We start from the raw sequence: 20,466 nt of genomic DNA, 5'->3' as shown, positions 1-20,466 counted from the left end.
GGCGCACGGGACGAAACGTCAGGCGCGCCTCGCGAGCGGCGCGCCGGCCTGCGAAATGCCGCCCGAAACGCCGCCCTCTTCCGCCTTCAGCGAATTCAGCATCCGCTGCAATGCGCGGGCGGTCTCGATCGGCCGCTCCATCGGGAACAGGTGACTGCCTTCCAGCCATTCGATGCGCCCGCGCGTCGCACGGCGCGTCGCGTCGAGCCCGACCTGCCGCACCTCGCGCGAGCGCGTGCCGGCGAGAAAGCCGAGCGGCACCGGCGCGCCGTGCGCGAGCCGCGGGCCGAGCGTGTGCGGCAGCGTCCGGTAGATCAGGTATTCGACCTGCCGGTCGAACGCGAGCGCGCGTGCGCCGTCGGGGCCGGCCTGCGGGATGCCGTAGTCGATATAGTCGGCGAGCATCCGTTCGTCCCAGCGCGCGAACGCGGGCTTCTCGCGGAAGTGCCGCCAGACTTCGTCGCGGCTCATCCAGCGCGTGCGCCGGTTGCGCGTCGCCGCGGCGGGCGACAGCCGCTCGTCGAGCCCCGCCCACTGGCTCGCGCGCAACGCGCCGGCACGCCAGCCCGCGATGATCGGCGAATCGATCATCACGACGCCGCGCACCCACTGCGGCTTCTTCAGCGCGGCCATCAGCGACAGGTAGCCGCCGAGCGAATGGCCGACGAGCCAGACCGGGCGCTCGTAGCGGCTGCCGATATCGTCGAGCAGTTGTTCGACGAGATGCGGCCAGTCGCGCGTCACCGGGTAGCGGCGGTCGTGGCCGATCCGTTCGATGTAGCGCAGCTCGTAGTCGTCGGCGAGTTCGGCGAAGATCGTCCGGTACGTCGACGCCGGGAAGCCGTTCGCGTGCGAGAAGTGGAGGATGTCCTTCAAATGCCGGTGTCTCCTTTGTCGACGAGAGTTAGCGCTTTAGCGCTTACTCTCGTCCCATGCTTCGCGGTCGACGAGAGTTAGCGCTTTAGCGCCTACTCTCGTCCCATGCTTCGCGGTCGACGGGAGGGGGTGCGTCAGCGCTTGTGCCATTCCCATGCGTCATATTTCTGTCGGAACCGGGCTTCGGCACGGCACGCCGGCCGTCGCCACGCTTACCGGTCCATCCAGTACCGGCGCCGTTCGTCGCGATAGCGCGCGAATGCGAACCCGCCGCCGGCCGGCGCGACGTCGAACCGCACGGCGCCGTCGCGATCGGTGCGCGGCAGCGGAATCCCGCGCGCCTCGTAGCGGGCGAGCACGGTCCGGTGCGGATGCCCGAAACGATTGCGATAGCCTACAGGAAATACCGCGACGCGCGGCCCGACCGAATCGAGGAAAGGCTCGACCGACGACGTGCGGCTGCCGTGATGCGGAACGACCAGGATCTGCGCGGGCAGCGCATCGCGCGCATCGGCCACCAGCCGGCGCTCGGCGGCCGCCTCGATGTCGCCCGTCAACAGGGCCGACGTGCCGCCCGCGTCGATGCGCAGCACGCACGATTGCCCGTTCGACGAACCCGTGCCCACCCCGTCCGGCGGCCACAGCATCGTAAAGACGACACCGTCCCAGGTCCAGCGCTGCCCGGCCGCGCAAGGCAGCCGATCGGCCACGCCGGCCGCCTGCGCCTCGCGCCACAACCGGTGCCGCGGCGCAATGCCGGCCAGCAGCTGGCGCACGTCGGTCGCCGCATAGACGGCCGAAGCACCGCCTGCATGATCGGCATCCGCATGACTGAGCACGAGCGAATCGATCGCCGCGATGCCGCGCGCCCGCAACGCCGGCGCGACGATCCGCGTACCGGCATGCGTCGATTCCGCGCCGGGCCCCGCATCGAACAGCAAGGTCCGCCGCGCGGTTTCGACCAGCACCGCCGCGCCCTGCCCGACGTCGAGCACGGTCAGCCGGAAGCCGCCCGCCGGCGGCGCGTCGGGCGCCGGCGCGACGAGCGGCAGCCACGTGAGCGGCGCCGCCCAGCGCAACGGCCAGCCGCGCGGCATCAGCGCCCAGGCGACGCCCACGCATGCCAGCGCCAGTACCGGCCACTCGGGCATGCGCAGCCACAGCACGCCGGCCGGCCAGTCGGCCAAGTGCCCGAGCAGCGTCATCATCGGTGCGAGCGCCGTATGGGCGAGCATGAACGCACCGGCATCGAACGGCGCCGGCAACGCGATGCCGGCCAGCACGACGGGCGTGACGACCGAGCTGACCCACGGAATCGCGAACGCATTGCCGAACGGGCCCGACAGGGAAACCTGAGCGAACCATGCGGCGGTGAGCGGCGCGAGACCGATCGTCACCGCGTACTGCACGCGCGTGGCCTCGGCGATGCGGCGCCGGCAGCGCGTCGCCCACCCGCGCAATCGCCTCCGCAAGCCGGCCGTGCGGCTTTCCGCGCCCGTTTCGTCGTTCTCGTCGATCCCGTCGTTCTCATCGAGTTCGCGCACCGCGCGCCAGCCGGCGACGGCCTGCAGGATCACGGCGACCGCGCCGAACGACAGCCAGAATCCGGCCGACAGCACGGCCCACGGATCGGCGAGCAGCACGCCGCCGAGCGCCGCGCACAGCACCGCGGAGGTCGGCACACTGCGGCCGGCCAGATACGCGACGCCGCCGCCCGCGATCATCCACCACGCGCGCTGTGCCGGCACGTTGAAGCCGGCGAGCGCGGCGTAGCCCGCAGCAGCGACCAGCGCGGCAAGCGCGGCCGCGTACGGCGCCGGCAACACGAGCGTCGCGGCCCGCGCGCGCCAGCGCATGCGGCGCCAGACCATCGACACGAGCCAGCCGGCGATCGCGCCGACCAGCCCGACATGGAGACCCGAAATCGCGACCAGATGGCTCGTGCCCGTATTGCGCAGCACGCGCCAGTCGTCGTCGCCGATGCCCGACTGGTCGCCGATCGCCAGCGCGGCGACGATGCCGCGGTGCGCCGCATCGGTGCCGAGCACCTCGCCGATGCGTGCCCGCAGCGCGTCGCGCACCCGGTCGATCGATGCACGCCATCCCGCCGCGCGCGCATCGAGCAATACGGCCCGACGCGGCGCACTGACATAGCCGATCGCGCGAATGCCCGCCGCGAGCCACGCCGCCTCGCTGTCGCGCACGCCGGGATTGGCCTCGGCATGCGGACGCTTGAGACGCACGACGAAACGCCAGCGCTGGGCCGCCCGCAAATCGGGAAGCGCATCGCGTGTCGCGGGTGCGCCGTATGCGCGCCACGACAAGCGGATCAATGGCGGAAAACGGGCGAGCCCCGCATCGTTCGATTCGACCGCGAACAGCAGCCGCGCCCCCGTCTCGTCGACGACCGGCAATCCGCGGATCACACCCGTGACGACGATGTCGCGCCCTTCCCACTCCGGCGGGAGGCTGTCGCCGAGCCGCCACTCGGCCCGCGCGGCCGCATAGCCGAACCCCGCGACGCAGGCCGCGAACACACACAGCATCCAGCCGCATGCCACGACCGCACGCGTGCGCCGTCGACGCATGCACCACGCGCCCAGCGCCGCGCAGCCCGCGAGCACGGCTGCTCCGACCGTCCATGCGATCGCCCCCGGCAACGCCGCCTGCCGCTGCAGCACGACGACGCCGAGCGCGAACGCGATCCACCACACGCGCATTCCGCCTCCTCGTCGACCCGGCGCCAGCCCTGCCCGGGCGGCGCCTTCCGGCAACGATTATGCGGACGAAAGTGCGAGTCGCGGCAGCGCGGCGAGCGCGTTAGCCGAAGTGCATACGGCCAGTTCGCCAGTATCGAGCCCGCGCAATTCGGCGAGCACGCCGCCGATGCGCGGCACCTGGTCGGGTGTGTTGCGGGATTTGTATGCCCATTCGGGCGCGATGTCGGGCGCGTCGGTTTCGACGACGAGCGCGTCGAGCGGCAACTCGGTGGCGAGCCGGCGGATCTGCCGCGCGCGCGTGAAGGTCACGTTGCCGCCGAAGCCGAGATGCAGGCCTTGCGCCAGATACGCTTCGGCCTGCTGGAAACTGCCGTTGAACGCATGCGCGATGCCGCGCCGCACGCCGAAACGGCGCAGCCCGGCCAGCACGCGGTCCTGCGACTTGCGCACGTGACACAGCACGGGCAAGTCGAGTTCCCGCGCGAGCCTGAGCTGGCCCTGGTAGAAGAACTGTTGGCGCTCTTCATCGAGACCCGGCACGAAATAGTCGAGCCCGATTTCGCCGATCGCGACGAAACGCGGATCGTCGAGACTCGCCTCGATCTCCATGCGCAGCCGGTCGAGATCGGCGTCGCGCGCCTGCGGCGTATACATCGGATGGATGCCGAGCGCATACGCCGCGCCGGGCGTGCGCTGCGCGAGTTCGCGCACCGTCGTGAAGTTGTCGCGCCCGATGCTCGGGATCACGATGCGCGACACGCCGGCCGCGCGCGCGGCGTGCGCGACCGCGTCGCGGTCGGCGTCGAATTCGGCGGCATCGAGATGGCAATGCGTGTCGATCCACATGGCAGCGGTCCTGCACCGTTGTATCGTGCCGGGGCGAACCCGGCACGGCCAATGGCGTGGCTTTTTTACACCGGCAGCGCCGGCTCCTCGTGCAACACGCCGTCGCGCAGCCGCATGATGCGGTCGCAGCGCGCGGCGAGATCGGGGTCGTGCGTGACGATCACGAAACTCGTTTCGAGCGTCTCGGACAGTTCGAGCATCAGGTTGAACACCGTGTCGGCCGTCGTGCCGTCGAGGTTGCCGGTCGGCTCGTCGGCGAGCACGCACGCGGGCTTCGTGACCAACGCACGCGCGATCGCGACGCGCTGCCGTTCGCCGCCCGACAATTCGCCCGGCCGGTGCTTCGCACGCGGGCCGAGACCGACGCGTTCGAGCATCGCCTGTGCCTGCCCGCGTGCGTCCTCGGTCGTCATCCGGCGGATGCGCAGCGGCATCGCGACGTTGTCGAGCGCCGTGAACTCGGGCAGCAGGTGATGGAACTGGTAGACGAAGCCAAGCGCGCGGTTGCGCAACTCGTTGCGCTCGCGCTCCGCGAGCTGCGTAAACGGCTTGCCGAGCAGCGACACTTCGCCGGCGCTCGGCTCGTCGAGCCCGCCCAGCACGTGCAGCAGCGTGCTCTTGCCGGAGCCCGACGCCCCGACGACCGCGAGCTTCTCGCCGCGCCGCACCGTCAGCTCGGTGTTGTTGAGCACCTGCACGTTGAAGCCGCCCTGCACGAACGCCTTCGTGATCCCGCGCGCCTGAAGCACGTATTCCTGCATACCTGCCGAATCCTGTCCGTTGTGTTGTTGTCGTGAATCCGCGAATGCGGCCGCGCGGTCATTCATAGCGGAGCGCCTCCGCCGGCTTCACCTTCGCGCCGCGCCAGCTTGGATAAAGCGTCGCGACGGCCGACAGCGCGAACGCGATCAGCCCGATCCGGATCACGTCGCTCGCGACGAGTTCGGACGGCAGCTCGCTGATGAAGTACACCGACGGCGGCAGGAACTGCACGCCGAACAGGTGCTCGATCATCGGAATCAGCCACGGGATGCTCCACGCGATCAGGCAGCCGAGCGCGACGCCGGACGCAGTGCCGACGAAGCCGATCGTCACGCCCTGCACGACGAAGATCTTCATGATCGACCCCGGCTGCGCGCCGAGCGTGCGCAGGATCGCGATGTCCGCCTGCTTGTTGGTCACCGTCATCACGAGCGACGACACGAGGTTGAACGCGGCCACCGCGATGATCAGCGTGAGGATGATGAACATCATCCGCTTCTCGATCTGCACGGCCGAGAACCACGTCTTGTTCTGCTGCGTCCAGTCGCGGATGTACAGGCTGCCCGACAGCGTATGCGACAGCTCGAGCGCGACCTGCGGCGCCTTCTGCATGTCGGTGAGCCGCAGCCGCACGCCGGTCGGCGCGCTCATCCGGAACAGCGCCTCGGCGTCGCGGATGTTGATCATCGCGAGCGTGCTGTCGTATTCGTAGTGGCCGGACTCGAACACGCCGACGACCGTGAACTGCTTGAGCCGCGGCATCATGCCGGCCGGCGTGATCGAGCCTTCGGGCGCGACCAGCGTGATCTTGTCGCCGACCGTCACGCCGAGGTTGCCGGCGAGCGCGTCGCCGAGCACGATGCCGAACTGGCCGGGCACGAGCGCGGCCAGTTGCCCCGCCTTCATGTCCTTGCCTATGTCCGACACCTGCGGTTCGAGCGACGGCTCGACGCCGCGCAGCATCACCCCGCTCACCGCGTCCTGGCGCGTGAGCAGCGCCTGCGCGTCGACGTACGGCGCGGCGCCGATCACCGACGGATTGCGGCGCGCTTCCTGCGCGGTCAGTTGCCAGTCGGGCATCGAGCCCGTCGGCGAGAACACCTCGACGTGCGCGAGCACCGACAGCATGCGGTCGCGCACCTCCTTCTGGAAGCCGTTCATCACCGACAGCACGACGATCAGCGCCGCGACGCCGAGCGCGATCCCGAGCATCGACACGAGCGCGATGAAGGAAATGAAGCCGTTGCCGGTCGTGCGTTTGCCGGCGCGCGTGTAGCGCCAGCCGATCTGCCATTCGTACGGAAGTTTCAAGCGAATCCTTTCTGCTGGTTACGGCGGACAGGTGCGCGGCGGCCGGACCGCCGCCGGGTCGTGGCCGGTAGCGGCCGGCCCCCGGCACGGTCGAAAAACGGCCGCCGGACGCGAACGGGCCGTCAGCCGGCCCGATCACGCGCGCAGTTTGCCATACAATGCGCACCATCATGCACGACCGACGCCTCCATTTTCTCGTTCCGTTCGCGCTGCCGTCGGCGGCCGATGCGGCCTCGTCCCTGCACACGCTGGACAGCCCCGCGCTTCAAAAGTTGCTCGCTCGCGCAAGCCTCGTCGAGCGCGTGGCCGGCGAGGACTTCCAGCGCACGCTGCCGCACGAGCGCTGGCTGGCAAGCCGGTTCGGCGCCACGCAGGGCAACGCCGCGGACGAGGCGCCGCTCGCGCCCTACATGCTGCTGGCCGACGGCGGCGACCCCGGCACGCACGCGTGGGCATGCGTCGAGCCCGTGCACGTCGAAATCGCGCACGATCACCTGGTGCTCGTCGACCCGGCCGCCCTCGCGCTCGACGACGGCGACGCGGCCGCGCTGCTCGCGGTCGCGCGGCCGCTGATCGAGGAGCTCGGCGTGCGGCTCGAAGCGCCAAACCCGGCGCGCTGGTACCTGTCGAGCGACCAGCTCGCGCGCCTCGCCGGCGCCGCGCCGCTGCGCGCCAGCGGCCGCAACATCGAGATCTGGCTGCCGCACGAGGCCCATACGGGCGAGCGCTCGCGGATGTGGATGAAACTGCAGAACGAAGTGCAGATGGCGTGGTTCCAGCATCCGGTCAACGAAGCCCGCGAGGCGCGCGGCCTGCCGGCCGTCAATTCGATCTGGTTCCATGCGCAGGGTACGCTGAAGCCGGTCGGCAAGCCGTTCGCGCGCGTGCTGTCCGCGTCGCCCGCCGCGCTCGGCCTCGCGCGCGCCGCGCAAACCGAAGCCGGCCGCCCGCCCGCGACGTTCGGCGCGCTGCCCGCCGCCGACGGCGCGACGCTCGTCGATCTGCCGGCGCTGACCACCCCGTTCATCGAGCAGGACTGGGCGCGCTGGCACGACGGCCTCGCCGCGCTCGAGCGCGACTGGTTCGCGCCGGCGCTCGCCGCGCTGCACAACGGCGAGCTGGCGAGCGTCGATTTCACGCTGTGCGGCGACACGAGCTCCGTGACGCTGCACGCGACGCGCGGCGACCTGCGCAAGTTCTGGCGCCGCCGCGCGCTCGCCTCCCTGTTCGAATAACCAGCCACCCCGTATGACCCGGATCGTTACCCGCCCCGTCGCGCCCGCCGACGCCGAAGTGCTCGCGCGCCACGGCCTGCACCCCGTCCTCGCGCGCCTGTACGCGTCGCGCGGCGTGCAGTCGCCCGCCGACATCGAGACCGCGCTCGCGCGCCTCGTTCCGCCCACCGAGCTGAAAGGCTGCGCCGATGCGGCGTCGCTGCTCGCCGACGCGATTGCCGACAAGCGGCGCCTGCTCGTCGTCGCCGACTACGACTGCGACGGCGCGACCGCCTGCGCGGTCGCGGTGCGCGGCCTGCGCATGTTCGGCGCGCAGATCGACTACCTGGTGCCGAACCGCTTCGAATACGGCTACGGCCTCACGCCGGAGATCGTCGAACTCGCGGCCGCGTGCAAGCCCGACCTGCTGATCACCGTTGACAACGGGATCGCGAGCGTCGCCGGCGTCGAAGCCGCGAACGCGCGCGGCATCGACGTGCTCGTGACCGACCACCACCTGCCCGGCGACGCGCTGCCCGCCGCGCGCGCGATCGTCAACCCGAACCAGCCCGGCTGCGCGTTCCCGAGCAAGCATCTCGCCGGCGTCGGCGTGATGTTCTACGTGCTGCTCGCGCTGCGCGCCGAGCTGCGCCGCCGCGGCGCGTTCGCGAGCAAGGAAGCCGAGCCGCGTCTCGACGGCCTGCTCGACCTCGTCGCGCTCGGCACCGTCGCCGACGTCGTGCGGCTCGACGGCAACAACCGCGTGCTCGTGGCGCAGGGCCTGCAGCGCATCCGCAACGGCCGCATGCAGCCAGGCGTCGCCGCGCTGTTCCGCGCCGCCGCGCGCGAAGCGCGCACCGCGTCGGGGTTCGATCTCGGCTTCGGCCTCGGTCCGCGCCTGAACGCGGCCGGCCGGCTGTCCGACATGTCGCTCGGCATCGAGTGCCTGATCACCGACGACATCGGCCGCGCGTGGGATCTCGCGCAGCAGCTCGACGTGATGAACCGCGAACGCCGCGAGATCGAGGCCGGCATGCAGCAGCAGGCGCTCGCCGATCTCGCCGACGTCGATCCGGCCGACGCGTGCACGATCACGCTGTTCAATCCCGCGTGGCACCAGGGCGTGATCGGCATCGTCGCCGGCCGGCTCAAGGAGAAATTCCACCGTCCGTCGTTCACGTTCGCGCACGCCGACGACGAAGGCCGGCGCGTCAAGGGTTCCGGTCGTTCGATCGCCGGCTTCCACCTGCGCGACGCGCTCGACCTCGTGTCGAAACGCGAACCGGACCTGATCGTCGCGTTCGGCGGCCATGCGATGGCGGCCGGCCTCACGCTCGACACCGAAAACGTGCCGCGCTTCGCGGCCGCGTTCGAGGCCGTCGCGCGCGAATGGCTGTCCGACGACGCGCTGGCCCGCGTGATCGAGACCGACGGCGAGCTCGAGGATGCGTACTTCACGCCGCAGTTCGTCGGCCTGCTGGACGAAGCCGTGTGGGGGCAAGGGTTTCCGGCCCCGCTTTTCTCGGGCGAATTCGACGTCGTGTCGCAGTCGCTCGTGAAGGAAAAGCACCTGAAGCTGCAGCTCGCGCGCAGCCGCCAGCGCTTCAACGCGATCTGGTTCAACCACACCGAGCCGCTACCGGCGCGCGCGCTGGTCGCGTACCGGCTCGTCGCCGATACGTGGAACGGCGTCACGCGCGTGCAGCTGATCGTCGAACACGCGGCCGGCTGAGCCGGCGACCGTCCCGCGACGCGCCGCCGCACGCTCGCGCGCCGCGTTGGACGGGCCCTCCACGCATGCGCGAGCACCGTTTGCGTCACCGGGCAAGTTTGCCGATCGGCTATAATTCCGCTTTTTTACGAAGCCGGAACAGCGAACGATCATGGAAGCGGAACGTCTCAACGCGATCGAAAGCTCCCTGCTCGACCTGCGCAATCGCGCGGGCGAGCTTCGGGGGTATCTTTGACTACGACGCCAAAGCCGCGCGTCTGACCGAAGTCAACAAGGCACTCGAAGACCCGAACGTCTGGAACGATTCGAAGAACGCCCAGGCGCTCGGCCGCGAGAAGAAACTGCTCGAAGGCGTCGTCATGACGCTCACCGCGCTCGATAGCGACCTGCGCGACGCGCTCGACCTGTTCGAGCTGGCACGCGAGGAAGGCGACGAGGACACGCTTCTCGCGTCGGAAGAAGACGCCGCGAAGCTCGAGGCGCGCGTCGGCGACATCGAGTTCCGCCGGATGTTCTCGAACCCGGCCGATCCGAACAACTGCTTCATCGACATCCAGGCCGGCGCCGGCGGCACCGAGGCGTGCGACTGGGCGTCGATGCTGCTGCGCCAGTACCTGCGCTACTGCGAACGCAAGGGCTTCAAGGCCGAAGTGCTCGAAGAGTCCGACGGCGACGTCGCCGGCATCAAGAACGCGACGGTCAAGGTCACGGGCGAATACGCGTACGGCTTCCTGCGCACCGAAACGGGCATCCACCGCCTCGTGCGCAAGTCGCCGTTCGACTCGTCGGGCGGCCGCCATACGTCGTTCTCGTCGGTGTTCGTCTATCCGGAAATCGACGACTCGATCGAAGTCGAGATCAACCCGGCCGACCTGCGCATCGACACGTACCGCGCATCGGGCGCGGGCGGCCAGCACATCAACAAGACCGACTCCGCGGTGCGGATCACGCACATGCCGACCGGCATCGTCGTGCAGTGCCAGAACGACCGCTCGCAGCACCGCAACCGCGCGGAAGCGATGGCGATGCTGAAGTCGCGCCTGTACGAAGTCGAAATGCGCAAGCGCCAGGCCGAGCAGGACAAGCTCGAATCGAGCAAGACCGATGTGGGCTGGGGCCACCAGATCCGCTCGTACGTGCTCGACCAGAGCCGCGTGAAGGACCTGCGTACGAACGTCGAAATGAGCAACACGCGTGCGGTGCTCGACGGCGACCTCGACGACTTCATCAGCGCGAGCCTCAAACAGGGCGTGTAAGCGCCGCGGCGCGGCCTGCCCCGCGCCGCCCTTTCCGTTTGCGTTGCCGCACCCCACTCCGAATTCCGACCATCATGACCGAACCGACCCAAACGCAGCCCGCCGTCACGGCGGACGAAAACCAGATCATCGCCGAGCGCCGCGAGAAGCTGCGCGCGTTGCGCGAGCAAGGCGTCGCCTATCCGAACGACTTCCGGCCCGAGCACCACGCAGCCGACCTGCAGGCGAAATTCGCCGATTCGGACAAGGCCGCGCTCGAAGCGAACCCGGTCGAGGTGTCGGTGGCCGGCCGCATGATGCTCAAGCGCGTGATGGGCAAGGCGAGCTTCGCGACGGTGCAGGACGGCTCGGGCCAGATCCAGTTCTTCGTGACGCCGAACGACGTCGGCGCCGACACCTACGACGCGTTCAAGAAGTGGGACCTCGGCGACATCGTCGCCGCGCGCGGCGTGCTGTTCCGCACCAACAAGGGCGAGCTGTCGGTCCAGTGCAAGGAGCTGCGCCTGCTGTCGAAGGCGCTGCGTCCGCTGCCGGACAAGTTCCACGGCCTGTCCGACCAGGAAATGCGCTACCGCCAGCGCTACGTCGACCTGATCGTCACGCCGGAAACGCGCGACACGTTCCGCGCCCGCACGAAGACGATCGCGTCGATCCGCAAGTTCATGGACAACGCCGACTTCATGGAAGTCGAGACGCCGATGCTGCACCCGATCCCGGGCGGCGCGGCCGCGAAGCCGTTCGTCACGCATCACAATGCGCTCGACATGCAGATGTTCCTGCGCATCGCGCCGGAGCTGTACCTGAAGCGCCTGATCGTCGGCGGCTTCGAGCGCGTGTTCGAGATCAACCGCAATTTCCGGAATGAAGGCGTGTCGCCGCGGCACAACCCGGAATTCACGATGATGGAGTTCTACGCCGCGTACACCGACTACCGCTGGCTGATGGACTTCACCGAGCAACTGATCCGCCAGGCGGCGATCGACGCGCTCGGCACCGCGACGATCCAGTATCAGGGCCGCGAACTCGACCTCGCGAAGCCGTTCCATCGCCTGACGATCACGCAGGCGATCCAGAAGTACGCACCGGACTACACCGACGGCCAGTTGTCGGACGACGCGTTCCTGCGCACCGAGCTGAAGCGCTTCGGCGTCGACGTGTCGCAGCCGGCGTTCCTGAACGCGGGCATCGGCGCGCTGCAGCTCGCGCTGTTCGAGGAAACGGCCGAAGCGCAGCTGTGGGAACCGACGTTCATCATCGACTACCCGGTCGAGGTGTCGCCGCTCGCACGCGCATCGGATACGGTGCCGGGCATCACCGAGCGTTTCGAGCTGTTCATGACCGGCCGCGAGATCGCGAACGGCTTCTCGGAGCTGAACGATCCGGAAGACCAGGCCGCGCGCTTCAAGAAGCAGGTCGAGCAGAAGGATGCAGGCGACGAGGAAGCGATGTTCTTCGACGCCGACTACATCCGCGCGCTCGAATACGGGATGCCGCCGACCGGCGGCTGCGGGATCGGCATCGACCGTCTCGTGATGCTGCTGACCGACAGCCCGACGATCCGCGACGTGCTGCTGTTCCCGCATCTGCGCCGCGAGGACTGACAGCCGCAACCGCGTGTGCGCCGCGCCCCGTGGCGCGCACGCGTCGCCTTTGTAACGACGCGTAAATCCCGCCAGCCGGCGTCCGCCGGCCTTCGATCCTCCCCCGTTTTATTCCCTCGTCGCGACGCCCTTCTGCGGGTTTTCCCGGAAACCGCCGCCGACGCCCCGCTGCAATTCGTTACACCTTGATACGGCGTGCCCCGGGGCCGTGGACGACACTCCTGTTGCGTCACCACGCATGACCACGGGACCAGAACGAGGCGCAGGAACGCCGAGTCTGATCGCTCCCGAGCGTGGGATCCAGCTCCGGCGCCACGCGCCGATCCGGATCGACATTGGAGAAAAAAATGGACAACCAGAATCAGACCACGCCGCAAAAGCAACGCCTCCACCCGCTGATCGCCACCGCGGCGGGCGCCGTCATCGTCGCCAGCCTCGCGGCGACGGCAGCGATCACGGGCGTCTTCCCGAAAGCCACCAGCAGCAGCGAACAGAACGGCCAGACCCAGGCCGCGCTGATCGCGTCGCAGCCGGCGGTCGATACGGCCGCGGCCGCCAGCGCCGCGCTGGCCGCGCAAGCGCAGCGACAGGCCGCGGAACAGGCCGCCGCGCAGCAGAAAGCCGCCGTCGCGCAGGCCGAGCCGAAGCCCGCGCCGCGCCCGGCTGCGCCGCACCGCCGTCACACGACCGCCCCGCAGCCGCCGCAATATGCGCAGCAGCCGTCGGCGCCTGCGCAAGCCTACTGCCAGAGTTGCGGCACGGTCGTCTCGATCACGCAAACGCGCACGCCGGGCCAGAGCTCGGGCATCGGCGCCGTGGGCGGCGCGGCGGCCGGCGGCCTGCTCGGTAACCAGTTCGGCCACGGCAACGGTCGCACCGCGATGACGATCATCGGCGCGCTGGGCGGCGGTCTCGCCGGCAACCAGGTCGAGAAACAGGTCCGCGCGGAAACCGACTATCAGGTGCAAGTGCAGATGGAAAGCGGCGCGATGCGCACGTTCACGTATCGCAACCCGCCGCCGTTCGGCCAGGGCCAGCGCGTACGGATCGAGAACGGCACGCTGGTCGGCGCGTAAGCTCCCGATCGCGTCATCGCCGGCGTCGCTGCCCACGCGTCGCGCGCGGGCACTTCGCCCAAAACGAAAACGGCTCGCGAGCAGGCGCTCACGAGCCGTTTTTTCATTGGCGCGGCGTACACCATTGCAGCGTACGCCGTGGCCGGCCGGGTCGGTCAGTCCTCGTCGTCGAAGTCGGATTCGTCGATCCAGTGCGCCTGGATCGCCTCGAGGATCTTCTCGCCCGAGTGCGCCGGATCGTCGTCGAAGCCGTCGAGCTCCAGCACCCATTGGCGCAGGTCGACGAAGTTGATCCGCTGCGGGTCGATGTCCGGGTGCTTGTCCGCCAGTGCAATGGCTATTTCACGCGAATCGGTCCATTTCATCGCCTGCCTCCGGTTTCGGTCAGTGATTTTCCTTCGCGTGGTTGATCGAGTACTTCGGAATCTCGACCACCAGGTCCGAATCTTCCTTCACGATCGCCTGGCACGACAGGCGCGACGTCGGCTCGAGGCCCCACGCCTTGTCCAGCAGATCGTCCTCGTCCTCCTCGGACGGCGCGAGATCGTTGAAGCCTTCGCGGATCACCACGTGGCACGTCGTGCATGCGCACGACTTCTCGCATGCGTGCTCGATCTCGATCCCGTTGTCGAGCAGGTTGTCGCAGATACTCTTGCCGGGCGTCGCGTCGATCACCGCGCCATCCGGGCACAGTTCGACGTGAGGCAGCACCACCAGTTGAGGCATGTCCGTTCCGTCAGTCAGGGTGCGGCGCCAGGCGCCGCGTGGTTCATTAGCGCGCGGGCCGTGGCCGGCCGATGCGCGGTTCGTGGGTTCAGATCTCGTCGAGCCGGCGGCCCGACAGCGCGCGCTTGATGCTCTTGTCCATCCGGCGCGCCGCGAATTCGTCGGTACCGTCGGCCAGCGCCTTGGTTGCCTCTTCGATCGCATTCGTATCGTCGCCCTGCGCGACCGCGCGCAGCGCGGCAGCCAGCGCGTCGACCTGCGCGCGCTCGCCGGCATCGAGCAGTTCGCCGTCGGCCGCCAGCGCGGCCTGCGTCGCCTCGAGCATCCGCTCGGCCTCGACCTGCGCTTCGCGCAGCGCACGAGCGCGCATGTCGATTTCGGCGGTCTTGAAACTGTCTTCCAGCATCTTCGCGATGTCGTCGTCGGCGAGGCCGTACGACGGCTTCACGACGACCGATGCCTCGACGCCCGACAACTGCTCGCGCGCAAACACCGACAACAGGCCGTCCGCGTCGACCTGATAGGTCACGCGAATGCGTGCGGCGCCCGCCGTCATCGGCGGAATGCCGCGCAGCTCGAAGCGCGCGAGCGACCGGCAGTCGGCGACGAGCTCGCGCTCGCCCTGCACGACGTGGATCGCCATCGCGGTCTGGCCGTCCTTGAAGGTCGTGAATTCCTGCGCACGCGCGATCGGAATCGTCGAGTTGCGCGGAATGATCTTCTCGACGAGGCCGCCCATCGTCTCGACACCGAGCGACAGCGGAATCACGTCGAGCAGCAGCCAGTCGTCGCCGGTGCCGCGATTGCCCGCGAGCAGATCGGCCTGGATCGCCGCGCCGAGCGCGACGACCTGATCCGGATCGAGATTCACGAGCGGCGGCTGGCCAAAGTATTTGGCGACCGCGTCGCGGATCACCGGCATGCGCGTCGCGCCGCCGACGAGCACGACGCCCTTAATGTCGGCCGGCGTGACCTGTGCATCGCGCAGCGCCTTGCGGGTCGGCGTGAGCGTACGCTGCACGAGCGGCTCGACGAGCGACGCGAACGTGTCGTGCGAAATCGTCTGCACGAGGCGTGCGCCGCTCGACAGCGTCACGTCGAGCGCCGCCTCGGGCGCGGACGACAGCGCTTCCTTCAGCACGCGCACGCGATCGAGCAGCAAGCGCACGTCCTCGGGCGCGAGCGTCTTCGCGTCGATACCGGCCTGCGCGAGCACGTGATCGAACAGCGCGTGGTCGAAATCGTCACCGCCGAGCGCGGAATCGCCGCCCGCGGCCAGCACTTCGAACACGCCCTTCGTCAGCTTCAGGATCGACAGGTCGAACGTGCCGCCGCCGAGGTCGTACACCGCGTACAGGCCTTCGGCCGCGTTGTCGAGACCGTAGGCGATCGCCGCGGCGGTCGGTTCGTTCAGCAGGCGCAGCACGTTGAGGCCGGCGAGGCGCGCGGCGTCCTTGGTCGCCTGGCGCTGCGCGTCGTCGAAGTAGGCGGGCACCGTGATCACCGCGCCGACCAGCTCGTCGCCGAGCGTGTCTTCCGCGCGATAGCGCAGCGTCGCGAGAATCTCGGCCGACACTTCGACCGGGCTCTTCACGCCGTCGATCGTGCGGATCTGCACCATGCCCGGCGCGTCGACGAATTCGTACGGCGCGTTCGCCGCGCCTTCGACCTCGGCCTTGCCGCGGCCCATGAAGCGCTTGACCGACACGATCGTATTGCGCGGATCGGTCGCGGCCTGCTCCTTCGCTTCGTGGCCGATGCGGCGGCCGCCCTTCTCGAGGTAACGGACCACCGACGGCAGCAGCAAGCGGCCGGCTTCGTCCGGCAGGACTTCGGGCACGCTGTTGCGCACGGCGGCGACGAGCGAGTTCGTCGTGCCGAGATCGATCCCGACGGCGAGTCGCCGCTGGTGCGGCGCCGGCGCCATGCCCGGTTCGGAAATTTGCAGTAAAGCCATCTTGGTTCGTTCGGGCGCTCGGCCCGTTTGCTGCGCGTGCCGCAAGGCACGCGGTTAAGTTTCGAGGCGCTCGATCTGCGCGCCCACTTCCGACGCGACCCGTTCGATGAACATCAGCTGACGCACGGCTTCCGCGGCGGCCTGGTCGGCACCGCTGTCGAGCAGCGTGCCGAGGCGCTCGACGCGCACGCGCTTCTCGTCGCGCAACTCGGCGAGCAACGCATCGAGCGCGTCGACATTGCGGGCGGCCGCGGCATCCTCGATGCCCTCGCGCCACTCCATCTGCTGCATCAGGAACGCCGGCTCCATCGCCGTGTTGTTTTCCGCGCCGATGTCGACGCCGCGCAGCGACAGCAGATAGGACGCGCGCTTCAGCGGATCGCGCAGCGTGCGGTACGCCTCGTTCGCGCGCGTGGCCCATTGCATCGCGATGCGCTTTTGCGCATCGCCGGCCGCCGCGAAGCGGTCCGGGTGCACCTGCGTCTGCACCGTCCGGTAGGCGGCGTCGAGCGCCGTCTCGTCGAGCGCGAATTGCGCCGGCAGGTGAAACAGGTCGAAATGGCTGTCTTTCAGCGAAACCATCGTCGCGTTCAATTCCGGTTCGTCGCGCGGCAAACGCCGCACATTAAAAAGGCGGCCCGTGCCGCCTCTTGCCCGCATCGCGCGGAGGGAGCCGCGTCACACGCGGAACGATTCCCCGCACCCGCACTCGTCCTTCACGTTCGGGTTGTTGAACTTGAACCCTTCGTTCAGGCCTTCGCGGGCGAAGTCGAGCTCGGTGCCGTCGATATAGGCGAGGCTCTTCGGATCGACGACGACCTTCACGCCATGGCTCTCGAACACCTGATCCTCGGGAGCCAGCTCGTCGACATACTCGAGCTTGTACGCGAGCCCCGAGCACCCGGTCGTGCGAACGCCAAGCCGCAGGCCCACACCCTTGCCGCGGCGGACGAGGTATTTCTGGACGTGTTGTGCTGCTTTTTCGGTCAGTGTAATTGCCATGATGTCCTTGCCGCGGGGCGCCTGGACGACGCACCGCGTTCCTTCACAACGCTCGATGCCGCTCAGGCTGCTGCCTGATCGCTTTCCTTGGTGTCGTGGCGCTTCTTGTAGTCGGCCACGGCTGCCTTGATCGCGTCTTCCGCGAGGATCGAGCAGTGAATCTTCACCGGCGGCAGCGCGAGTTCCTCGGCGATCTGCGTGTTCTTGATCGACAGTGCCTCGTCGAGCGTCTTGCCCTTCACCCATTCGGTGACGAGCGAGCTCGATGCGATCGCCGAACCGCAGCCGTAGGTCTTGAACTTCGCGTCTTCGATCACGCCGTCCGCGCCGACGCGGATCTGCAGCTTCATCACGTCGCCGCACGCCGGCGCGCCGACCATGCCCGTGCCGACCGTGTCGTCGTCCTTCGCGAACGAACCGACGTTGCGCGGGTTTTCGTAGTGATCCAGAACCTTGTTGCTGTAAGACATGACTCAGACTCCTTGACTCGTTACGTCTGCGTGCGTCAATCCGCCCGCGGTTGCATTCAATGCGGTATCAGTGCGCGGCCCATTCGATCGTCGACAGATCGATGCCTTCCTGGTGCATTTCCCAGAGCGGCGACAGTTCGCGCAGCTTCGCGATCTTGCTGTTCAGCAGATCGATCACGAAGTCGACTTCCTGCTCCGTCGTGAAGCGGCCGACCGTGAAGCGGATCGAGCTGTGCGCGAGCTCGTCGTTGCGGCCGAGCGCGCGCAGCACGTACGACGGCTCCAGCGACGCCGACGTGCACGCGGAGCCGGACGACACCGCGACGTCCTTGATCGCCATGATCAGCGACTCGCCTTCGACGAAGTTGAAGCTGATGTTCAGGTTGTGCGGGACACGGTGGTCCATGTCGCCGTTCACGTAGGTTTCCTCGATCTGCGACAGGCCGCGCAGCAGCTTGTCGCGCAGCATGCGGATGCGCTCGTTCTCGGTCGCCATTTCCTCGCGCGCGATGCGGAACGCCTCGCCCATGCCGACGATCTGGTGCGTCGGCAGCGTGCCCGAACGCATGCCGCGCTCGTGGCCGCCGCCGTGCATCTGCGCCTCGATGCGCACGCGCGGCTTGCGGCGCACGTACAGCGCGCCGATGCCCTTCGGGCCGTACGTCTTGTGGGCCGAGAACGACATCAGGTCGACCTTCAGCTTCGCGAGGTCGATTTCGACCTTGCCGGTCGACTGCGCGGCATCGACGTGGAACACGATGCCCTTCTCGCGGCAGATTTCGCCGATCGTCTCGATGTCCTGGATCACACCGATCTCGTTGTTCACGTGCATCACCGACACGAGGATCGTGTCCGGGCGCAACGCGGCCTTGAGCACGTCGAGATCGATCAGGCCGTCTTCCTTCACGTCGAGGTAGGTGACTTCGAAACCGTCGCGCTCGAGCTCGCGGCACGTGTCGAGCACGGCCTTGTGCTCGGTCTTCACCGTGACGATGTGCTTGCCCTTGCCCTTGTAGAAGTTCGCGGCGCCCTTGATCGCGAGGTTGTCCGACTCGGTGGCGCCGGACGTCCAGATGATCTCGCGCGGATCGGCGTTCACGAGTGCGGCCACCTGTTCGCGCGCTTCCTCGACCGCACGCTCCGCGTCCCAGCCATAAGCGTGGCTGCGCGACGCCGGGTTGCCGAACTGCTCGCGCAGGTACGGCACCATCTTGTCGACCACGCGCGGATCGACGGGCGTCGTCGCGCTGTAATCCATATAGATGGGCAGGTGGAGAGTCTCTTGGGTCATCTGTCGCTCCGGGTATTCTGTGCAGGGACTATGTGCGTTATGGGGTGTGACGGGCGCCTTCGCGCTCACGAACTCGCGATGTTGAACACCGAATTGGGGCCGAGCGGCATCGTGCGCACGGGCTCGGCCGGTGCGGCGACGGGCTCCGGCGCGCGACGGTCGCGCAGCACCGCAGGGGCGCCCTCGCGTGCGCGCTGCTGATCGACGAGATCCTGCAGCGACACCGAATCGAGGTATTCGACCATTTTCTGGTTCAGCGTCGACCACAGCTCGTGCGTCATGCAATGGCCGTCGGGCTGCTTCGAGCCGTCGCACGTGCCTTTGCCGCCGCACTGCGTGGCGTCGAGCGGTTCATCGACCGCGATGATGATGTCGGCAACGGTGACGTCCTGCGCGCGACGCGCGAGGTTGTAGCCGCCGCCCGGGCCGCGCACGGATTCGACGATTTCATGCCTGCGCAGCTTGCCGAACAGCTGTTCGAGATACGAGAGCGAAATCCGCTGGCGCTGGCTGATGCCTGCAAGCGTCACCGGGCCCTGCTCCTGGCGCAGTGCCAAGTCAATCATCGCCGTGACGGCGAAACGGCCTTTGGTGGTGAGTCTCATGGTGTCTAGGGGACTGCAATCTTGACGATTTTGGTCAAGTATAAATATTTGACGATTTTAGTCAAGTATCCATGTCTTCGACAGGGTATTCGCAGACCGCTGAATTTCCCGTGTCGATCAGCGCGCGGCGCGGCTGCGCAGCGTGTCCAGCAGGCCCGCGCACGCGCGCTCGACCTGATCGAGCACCTGTTCGAAGCCCTGCTCGCCGCCGAAATAAGGATCGGCCACCTCGGTCTCGGCGACGCCCGGCGCGAATTCCATCAGCAGGCGCACCTTGTCGCGATGCGCCGGCGGACAGCGCCGGCGCAATTCCGCGAGGTTGGCTTCGTCCATCGCCAGCAGCAGGTCGAAACGCTCGAAATCCGCCGCGCTCACCTGCCGCGCCCGCAGCGCCGACAAGTCATAGCCGCGGGTGCGGGCCGCCGCCTGCGCGCGCGAGTCGGGCGGCTCGCCGACGTGCCAATCGCCGGTGCCGGCCGAATCGATCGCGATCCGGTCGGCCAGCCCGGCCGCGCCCACCTGGTGGCGCATCACGCCTTCCGCCGTGGGCGAACGGCAGATATTGCCGAGACAGACGAAACAGATCGCTACGCGGGTCATCGCACTATCGGAAAACCGCGGCGAACCGCGTGGGAAGAAGAACGCGCCATTATACAAAGGCGCCCGAAATCGCGCCGCCGCGCGAAGCGACGGCGACGTGCCTTACAGCGCCTTGGGCGCAGCGATCACGACGTCGCCGGATGCGGCCGGCAGCGGCTTCGCCGCGTCGTCGACCAGCCCGAACGACACCGCGCGCGCCAGTTCGGCGGACGCCTGATGAGCCGCGAGCGGGCCGCGCGACGGCGCATCGGACATCGCATGCAGATAGGCAGCCGCCGCCAGCGGAACCACGATTGCCAGCGGCCAGTACATCGATATTGTCTTTTTCATGATGCGTACCTCCTTGACCTCGTACCCCGAAACCCGATTCCGGGGACTACAGCCGAGATTCTATAGATCGCATCTATCGAGATAAATATGC

20 protein-coding genes are annotated in these 20,466 nt (G+C 68.4%); 5 read left to right on the top strand and 15 right to left on the bottom strand.

The window, feature by feature from the left end:
• Positions 1–18: 18 nt before the first annotated feature.
• From C5F75_RS07415 to C5F75_RS07395, 5 genes are all read right to left on the bottom strand, one after another.
• Complete coding sequence (locus C5F75_RS07415; RefSeq protein WP_059583341.1) at positions 19–876, bottom strand: alpha/beta fold hydrolase; 858 nt, start codon at positions 874–876, stop codon at positions 19–21.
• 212 nt (positions 877–1,088) lie between these two features.
• Positions 1,089–3,596: a DNA internalization-related competence protein ComEC/Rec2 gene (locus C5F75_RS07410; RefSeq protein WP_059583339.1), complete on the bottom strand. Its 2,508-nt coding sequence runs from the start codon at positions 3,594–3,596 to the stop codon at positions 1,089–1,091.
• A 57-nt stretch (positions 3,597–3,653) separates the two neighbouring features.
• Complete coding sequence (locus C5F75_RS07405) at positions 3,654–4,442, bottom strand: TatD family hydrolase (protein ID WP_059583338.1); 789 nt, start codon at positions 4,440–4,442, stop codon at positions 3,654–3,656.
• Positions 4,443–4,507: 65 nt separating this feature from the next.
• Complete coding sequence (gene lolD / locus C5F75_RS07400) at positions 4,508–5,203, bottom strand: lipoprotein-releasing ABC transporter ATP-binding protein LolD (protein ID WP_059583336.1); 696 nt, start codon at positions 5,201–5,203, stop codon at positions 4,508–4,510.
• Positions 5,204–5,261: 58 nt separating this feature from the next.
• Complete coding sequence (locus tag C5F75_RS07395; RefSeq protein WP_060966326.1) at positions 5,262–6,515, bottom strand: lipoprotein-releasing ABC transporter permease subunit; 1,254 nt, start codon at positions 6,513–6,515, stop codon at positions 5,262–5,264.
• Between the two features lie 158 nt (positions 6,516–6,673).
• Between C5F75_RS07395 and C5F75_RS07390 the strand changes: the two genes are divergently transcribed.
• The 5 genes from C5F75_RS07390 to C5F75_RS07370 all read left to right on the top strand — a co-directional run bounded on the left by C5F75_RS07390 (position 6,674) and on the right by C5F75_RS07370 (position 13,394).
• Positions 6,674–7,750: a hypothetical protein gene (locus tag C5F75_RS07390; protein ID WP_059583333.1), complete on the top strand. Its 1,077-nt coding sequence runs from the start codon at positions 6,674–6,676 to the stop codon at positions 7,748–7,750.
• A 13-nt stretch (positions 7,751–7,763) separates the two neighbouring features.
• Positions 7,764–9,461 (top strand): single-stranded-DNA-specific exonuclease RecJ, encoded by a 1,698-nt coding sequence (recJ, locus tag C5F75_RS07385; RefSeq protein WP_104012026.1) that lies wholly within the window; start codon positions 7,764–7,766, stop codon positions 9,459–9,461.
• Positions 9,462–9,612: 151 nt separating this feature from the next.
• A protein-coding gene (gene prfB / locus C5F75_RS07380) for a peptide chain release factor 2 (protein ID WP_099316561.1) occupies positions 9,613–10,717 on the top strand; the annotation gives its coding sequence in 2 pieces (ribosomal slippage) (positions 9,613–9,693 and positions 9,695–10,717; 1,104 coding nt in all).
• A gap of 74 nt (positions 10,718–10,791) precedes the next feature.
• Entirely contained in the window at positions 10,792–12,318 is a 1,527-nt protein-coding gene (gene lysS, locus C5F75_RS07375; protein ID WP_006478395.1) for a lysine--tRNA ligase, read from the top strand.
• Positions 12,319–12,665: 347 nt separating this feature from the next.
• On the top strand, positions 12,666–13,394 hold the full coding sequence (locus tag C5F75_RS07370) for a glycine zipper 2TM domain-containing protein (protein ID WP_059583328.1): 729 nt from the start codon (positions 12,666–12,668) through the stop codon (positions 13,392–13,394).
• Positions 13,395–13,549: 155 nt separating this feature from the next.
• On the opposite strand, the gene iscX is transcribed toward C5F75_RS07370, so the two are convergent.
• The 10 genes from iscX to C5F75_RS07320 all read right to left on the bottom strand — a co-directional run bounded on the left by iscX (position 13,550) and on the right by C5F75_RS07320 (position 20,375).
• The gene (gene iscX / locus C5F75_RS07365; protein ID WP_059583326.1) at positions 13,550–13,759 is read right to left on the bottom strand and encodes a Fe-S cluster assembly protein IscX; all 210 of its coding nucleotides are present in this window, start codon (positions 13,757–13,759) and stop codon (positions 13,550–13,552) included.
• 19 nt (positions 13,760–13,778) lie between these two features.
• Positions 13,779–14,120, bottom strand: coding sequence for an ISC system 2Fe-2S type ferredoxin (fdx, locus tag C5F75_RS07360; protein WP_059583325.1), 342 nt, complete (start codon positions 14,118–14,120; stop codon positions 13,779–13,781).
• 88 nt (positions 14,121–14,208) lie between these two features.
• Positions 14,209–16,077: a Fe-S protein assembly chaperone HscA gene (hscA, locus tag C5F75_RS07355; RefSeq protein ID WP_059583395.1), complete on the bottom strand. Its 1,869-nt coding sequence runs from the start codon at positions 16,075–16,077 to the stop codon at positions 14,209–14,211.
• A gap of 54 nt (positions 16,078–16,131) precedes the next feature.
• On the bottom strand, positions 16,132–16,659 hold the full coding sequence (gene hscB, locus C5F75_RS07350; RefSeq protein WP_006491598.1) for a Fe-S protein assembly co-chaperone HscB: 528 nt from the start codon (positions 16,657–16,659) through the stop codon (positions 16,132–16,134).
• 96 nt (positions 16,660–16,755) lie between these two features.
• Positions 16,756–17,079, bottom strand: a complete 324-nt coding sequence (gene iscA / locus C5F75_RS07345) for an iron-sulfur cluster assembly protein IscA (RefSeq protein ID WP_011885413.1) — start codon at positions 17,077–17,079, stop codon at positions 16,756–16,758.
• Positions 17,080–17,141: 62 nt separating this feature from the next.
• On the bottom strand, positions 17,142–17,549 hold the full coding sequence (gene iscU / locus C5F75_RS07340) for a Fe-S cluster assembly scaffold IscU (protein WP_006478389.1): 408 nt from the start codon (positions 17,547–17,549) through the stop codon (positions 17,142–17,144).
• 67 nt (positions 17,550–17,616) lie between these two features.
• A complete protein-coding gene (locus C5F75_RS07335) occupies positions 17,617–18,840 on the bottom strand; it encodes an IscS subfamily cysteine desulfurase (RefSeq protein ID WP_059583323.1) in 1,224 nt (407 codons plus the stop codon).
• Positions 18,841–18,905: 65 nt separating this feature from the next.
• On the bottom strand, positions 18,906–19,445 hold the full coding sequence (iscR, locus tag C5F75_RS07330; RefSeq protein ID WP_006401955.1) for a Fe-S cluster assembly transcriptional regulator IscR: 540 nt from the start codon (positions 19,443–19,445) through the stop codon (positions 18,906–18,908).
• Between the two features lie 117 nt (positions 19,446–19,562).
• Positions 19,563–20,045 carry a low molecular weight protein-tyrosine-phosphatase gene (locus C5F75_RS07325; RefSeq protein WP_104012025.1) on the bottom strand — a complete coding sequence of 161 codons (483 nt, stop codon included), beginning with the start codon at positions 20,043–20,045 and terminating at the stop codon, positions 19,563–19,565.
• A gap of 102 nt (positions 20,046–20,147) precedes the next feature.
• The gene (locus C5F75_RS07320) at positions 20,148–20,375 is read right to left on the bottom strand and encodes a hypothetical protein (protein WP_059583320.1); all 228 of its coding nucleotides are present in this window, start codon (positions 20,373–20,375) and stop codon (positions 20,148–20,150) included.
• Positions 20,376–20,466 lie beyond the last annotated feature (91 nt).

The sequence above is a fragment of the Burkholderia anthinoferrum genome (assembly GCF_002925705.1).
GTDB classification, from domain to species: Bacteria; Pseudomonadota; Gammaproteobacteria; order Burkholderiales; family Burkholderiaceae; genus Burkholderia; species Burkholderia semiarida.
The sequence above is the reverse complement of the archived record's forward strand: the minus strand, read 5'-3'. Positions and strand labels throughout refer to the sequence as shown.

Bases quoted from the DNA above. Each gene is read 5' to 3' on its own strand.
- C5F75_RS07390 (WP_059583333.1), top strand. From the start codon at position 6,674: ATGCGCACCATCATGCACGACCGACGCCTCCATTTTCTCGTTCCGTTC.
- C5F75_RS07320 (WP_059583320.1), bottom strand. From the start codon at position 20,375: ATGAAAAAGACAATATCGATGTACTGGCCGCTGGCAATCGTGGTTCCG.
- iscU (WP_006478389.1), bottom strand. From the start codon at position 17,549: ATGTCTTACAGCAACAAGGTTCTGGATCACTACGAAAACCCGCGCAAC.
- hscB (WP_006491598.1), bottom strand. From the start codon at position 16,659: ATGGTTTCGCTGAAAGACAGCCATTTCGACCTGTTTCACCTGCCGGCG.
- C5F75_RS07335 (WP_059583323.1), bottom strand. From the start codon at position 18,840: ATGACCCAAGAGACTCTCCACCTGCCCATCTATATGGATTACAGCGCG.
- iscR (WP_006401955.1), bottom strand. From the start codon at position 19,445: ATGAGACTCACCACCAAAGGCCGTTTCGCCGTCACGGCGATGATTGAC.
- lolD (WP_059583336.1), bottom strand. From the start codon at position 5,203: ATGCAGGAATACGTGCTTCAGGCGCGCGGGATCACGAAGGCGTTCGTG.
- C5F75_RS07370 (WP_059583328.1), top strand. From the start codon at position 12,666: ATGGACAACCAGAATCAGACCACGCCGCAAAAGCAACGCCTCCACCCG.
- iscX (WP_059583326.1), bottom strand. From the start codon at position 13,759: ATGAAATGGACCGATTCGCGTGAAATAGCCATTGCACTGGCGGACAAG.
- recJ (WP_104012026.1), top strand. From the start codon at position 7,764: ATGACCCGGATCGTTACCCGCCCCGTCGCGCCCGCCGACGCCGAAGTG.
- fdx (WP_059583325.1), bottom strand. From the start codon at position 14,120: ATGCCTCAACTGGTGGTGCTGCCTCACGTCGAACTGTGCCCGGATGGC.
- iscA (WP_011885413.1), bottom strand. From the start codon at position 17,079: ATGGCAATTACACTGACCGAAAAAGCAGCACAACACGTCCAGAAATAC.
- C5F75_RS07405 (WP_059583338.1), bottom strand. From the start codon at position 4,442: ATGTGGATCGACACGCATTGCCATCTCGATGCCGCCGAATTCGACGCC.
- hscA (WP_059583395.1), bottom strand. From the start codon at position 16,077: ATGGCTTTACTGCAAATTTCCGAACCGGGCATGGCGCCGGCGCCGCAC.
- C5F75_RS07325 (WP_104012025.1), bottom strand. From the start codon at position 20,045: ATGACCCGCGTAGCGATCTGTTTCGTCTGTCTCGGCAATATCTGCCGT.
- lysS (WP_006478395.1), top strand. From the start codon at position 10,792: ATGACCGAACCGACCCAAACGCAGCCCGCCGTCACGGCGGACGAAAAC.
- C5F75_RS07410 (WP_059583339.1), bottom strand. From the start codon at position 3,596: ATGCGCGTGTGGTGGATCGCGTTCGCGCTCGGCGTCGTCGTGCTGCAG.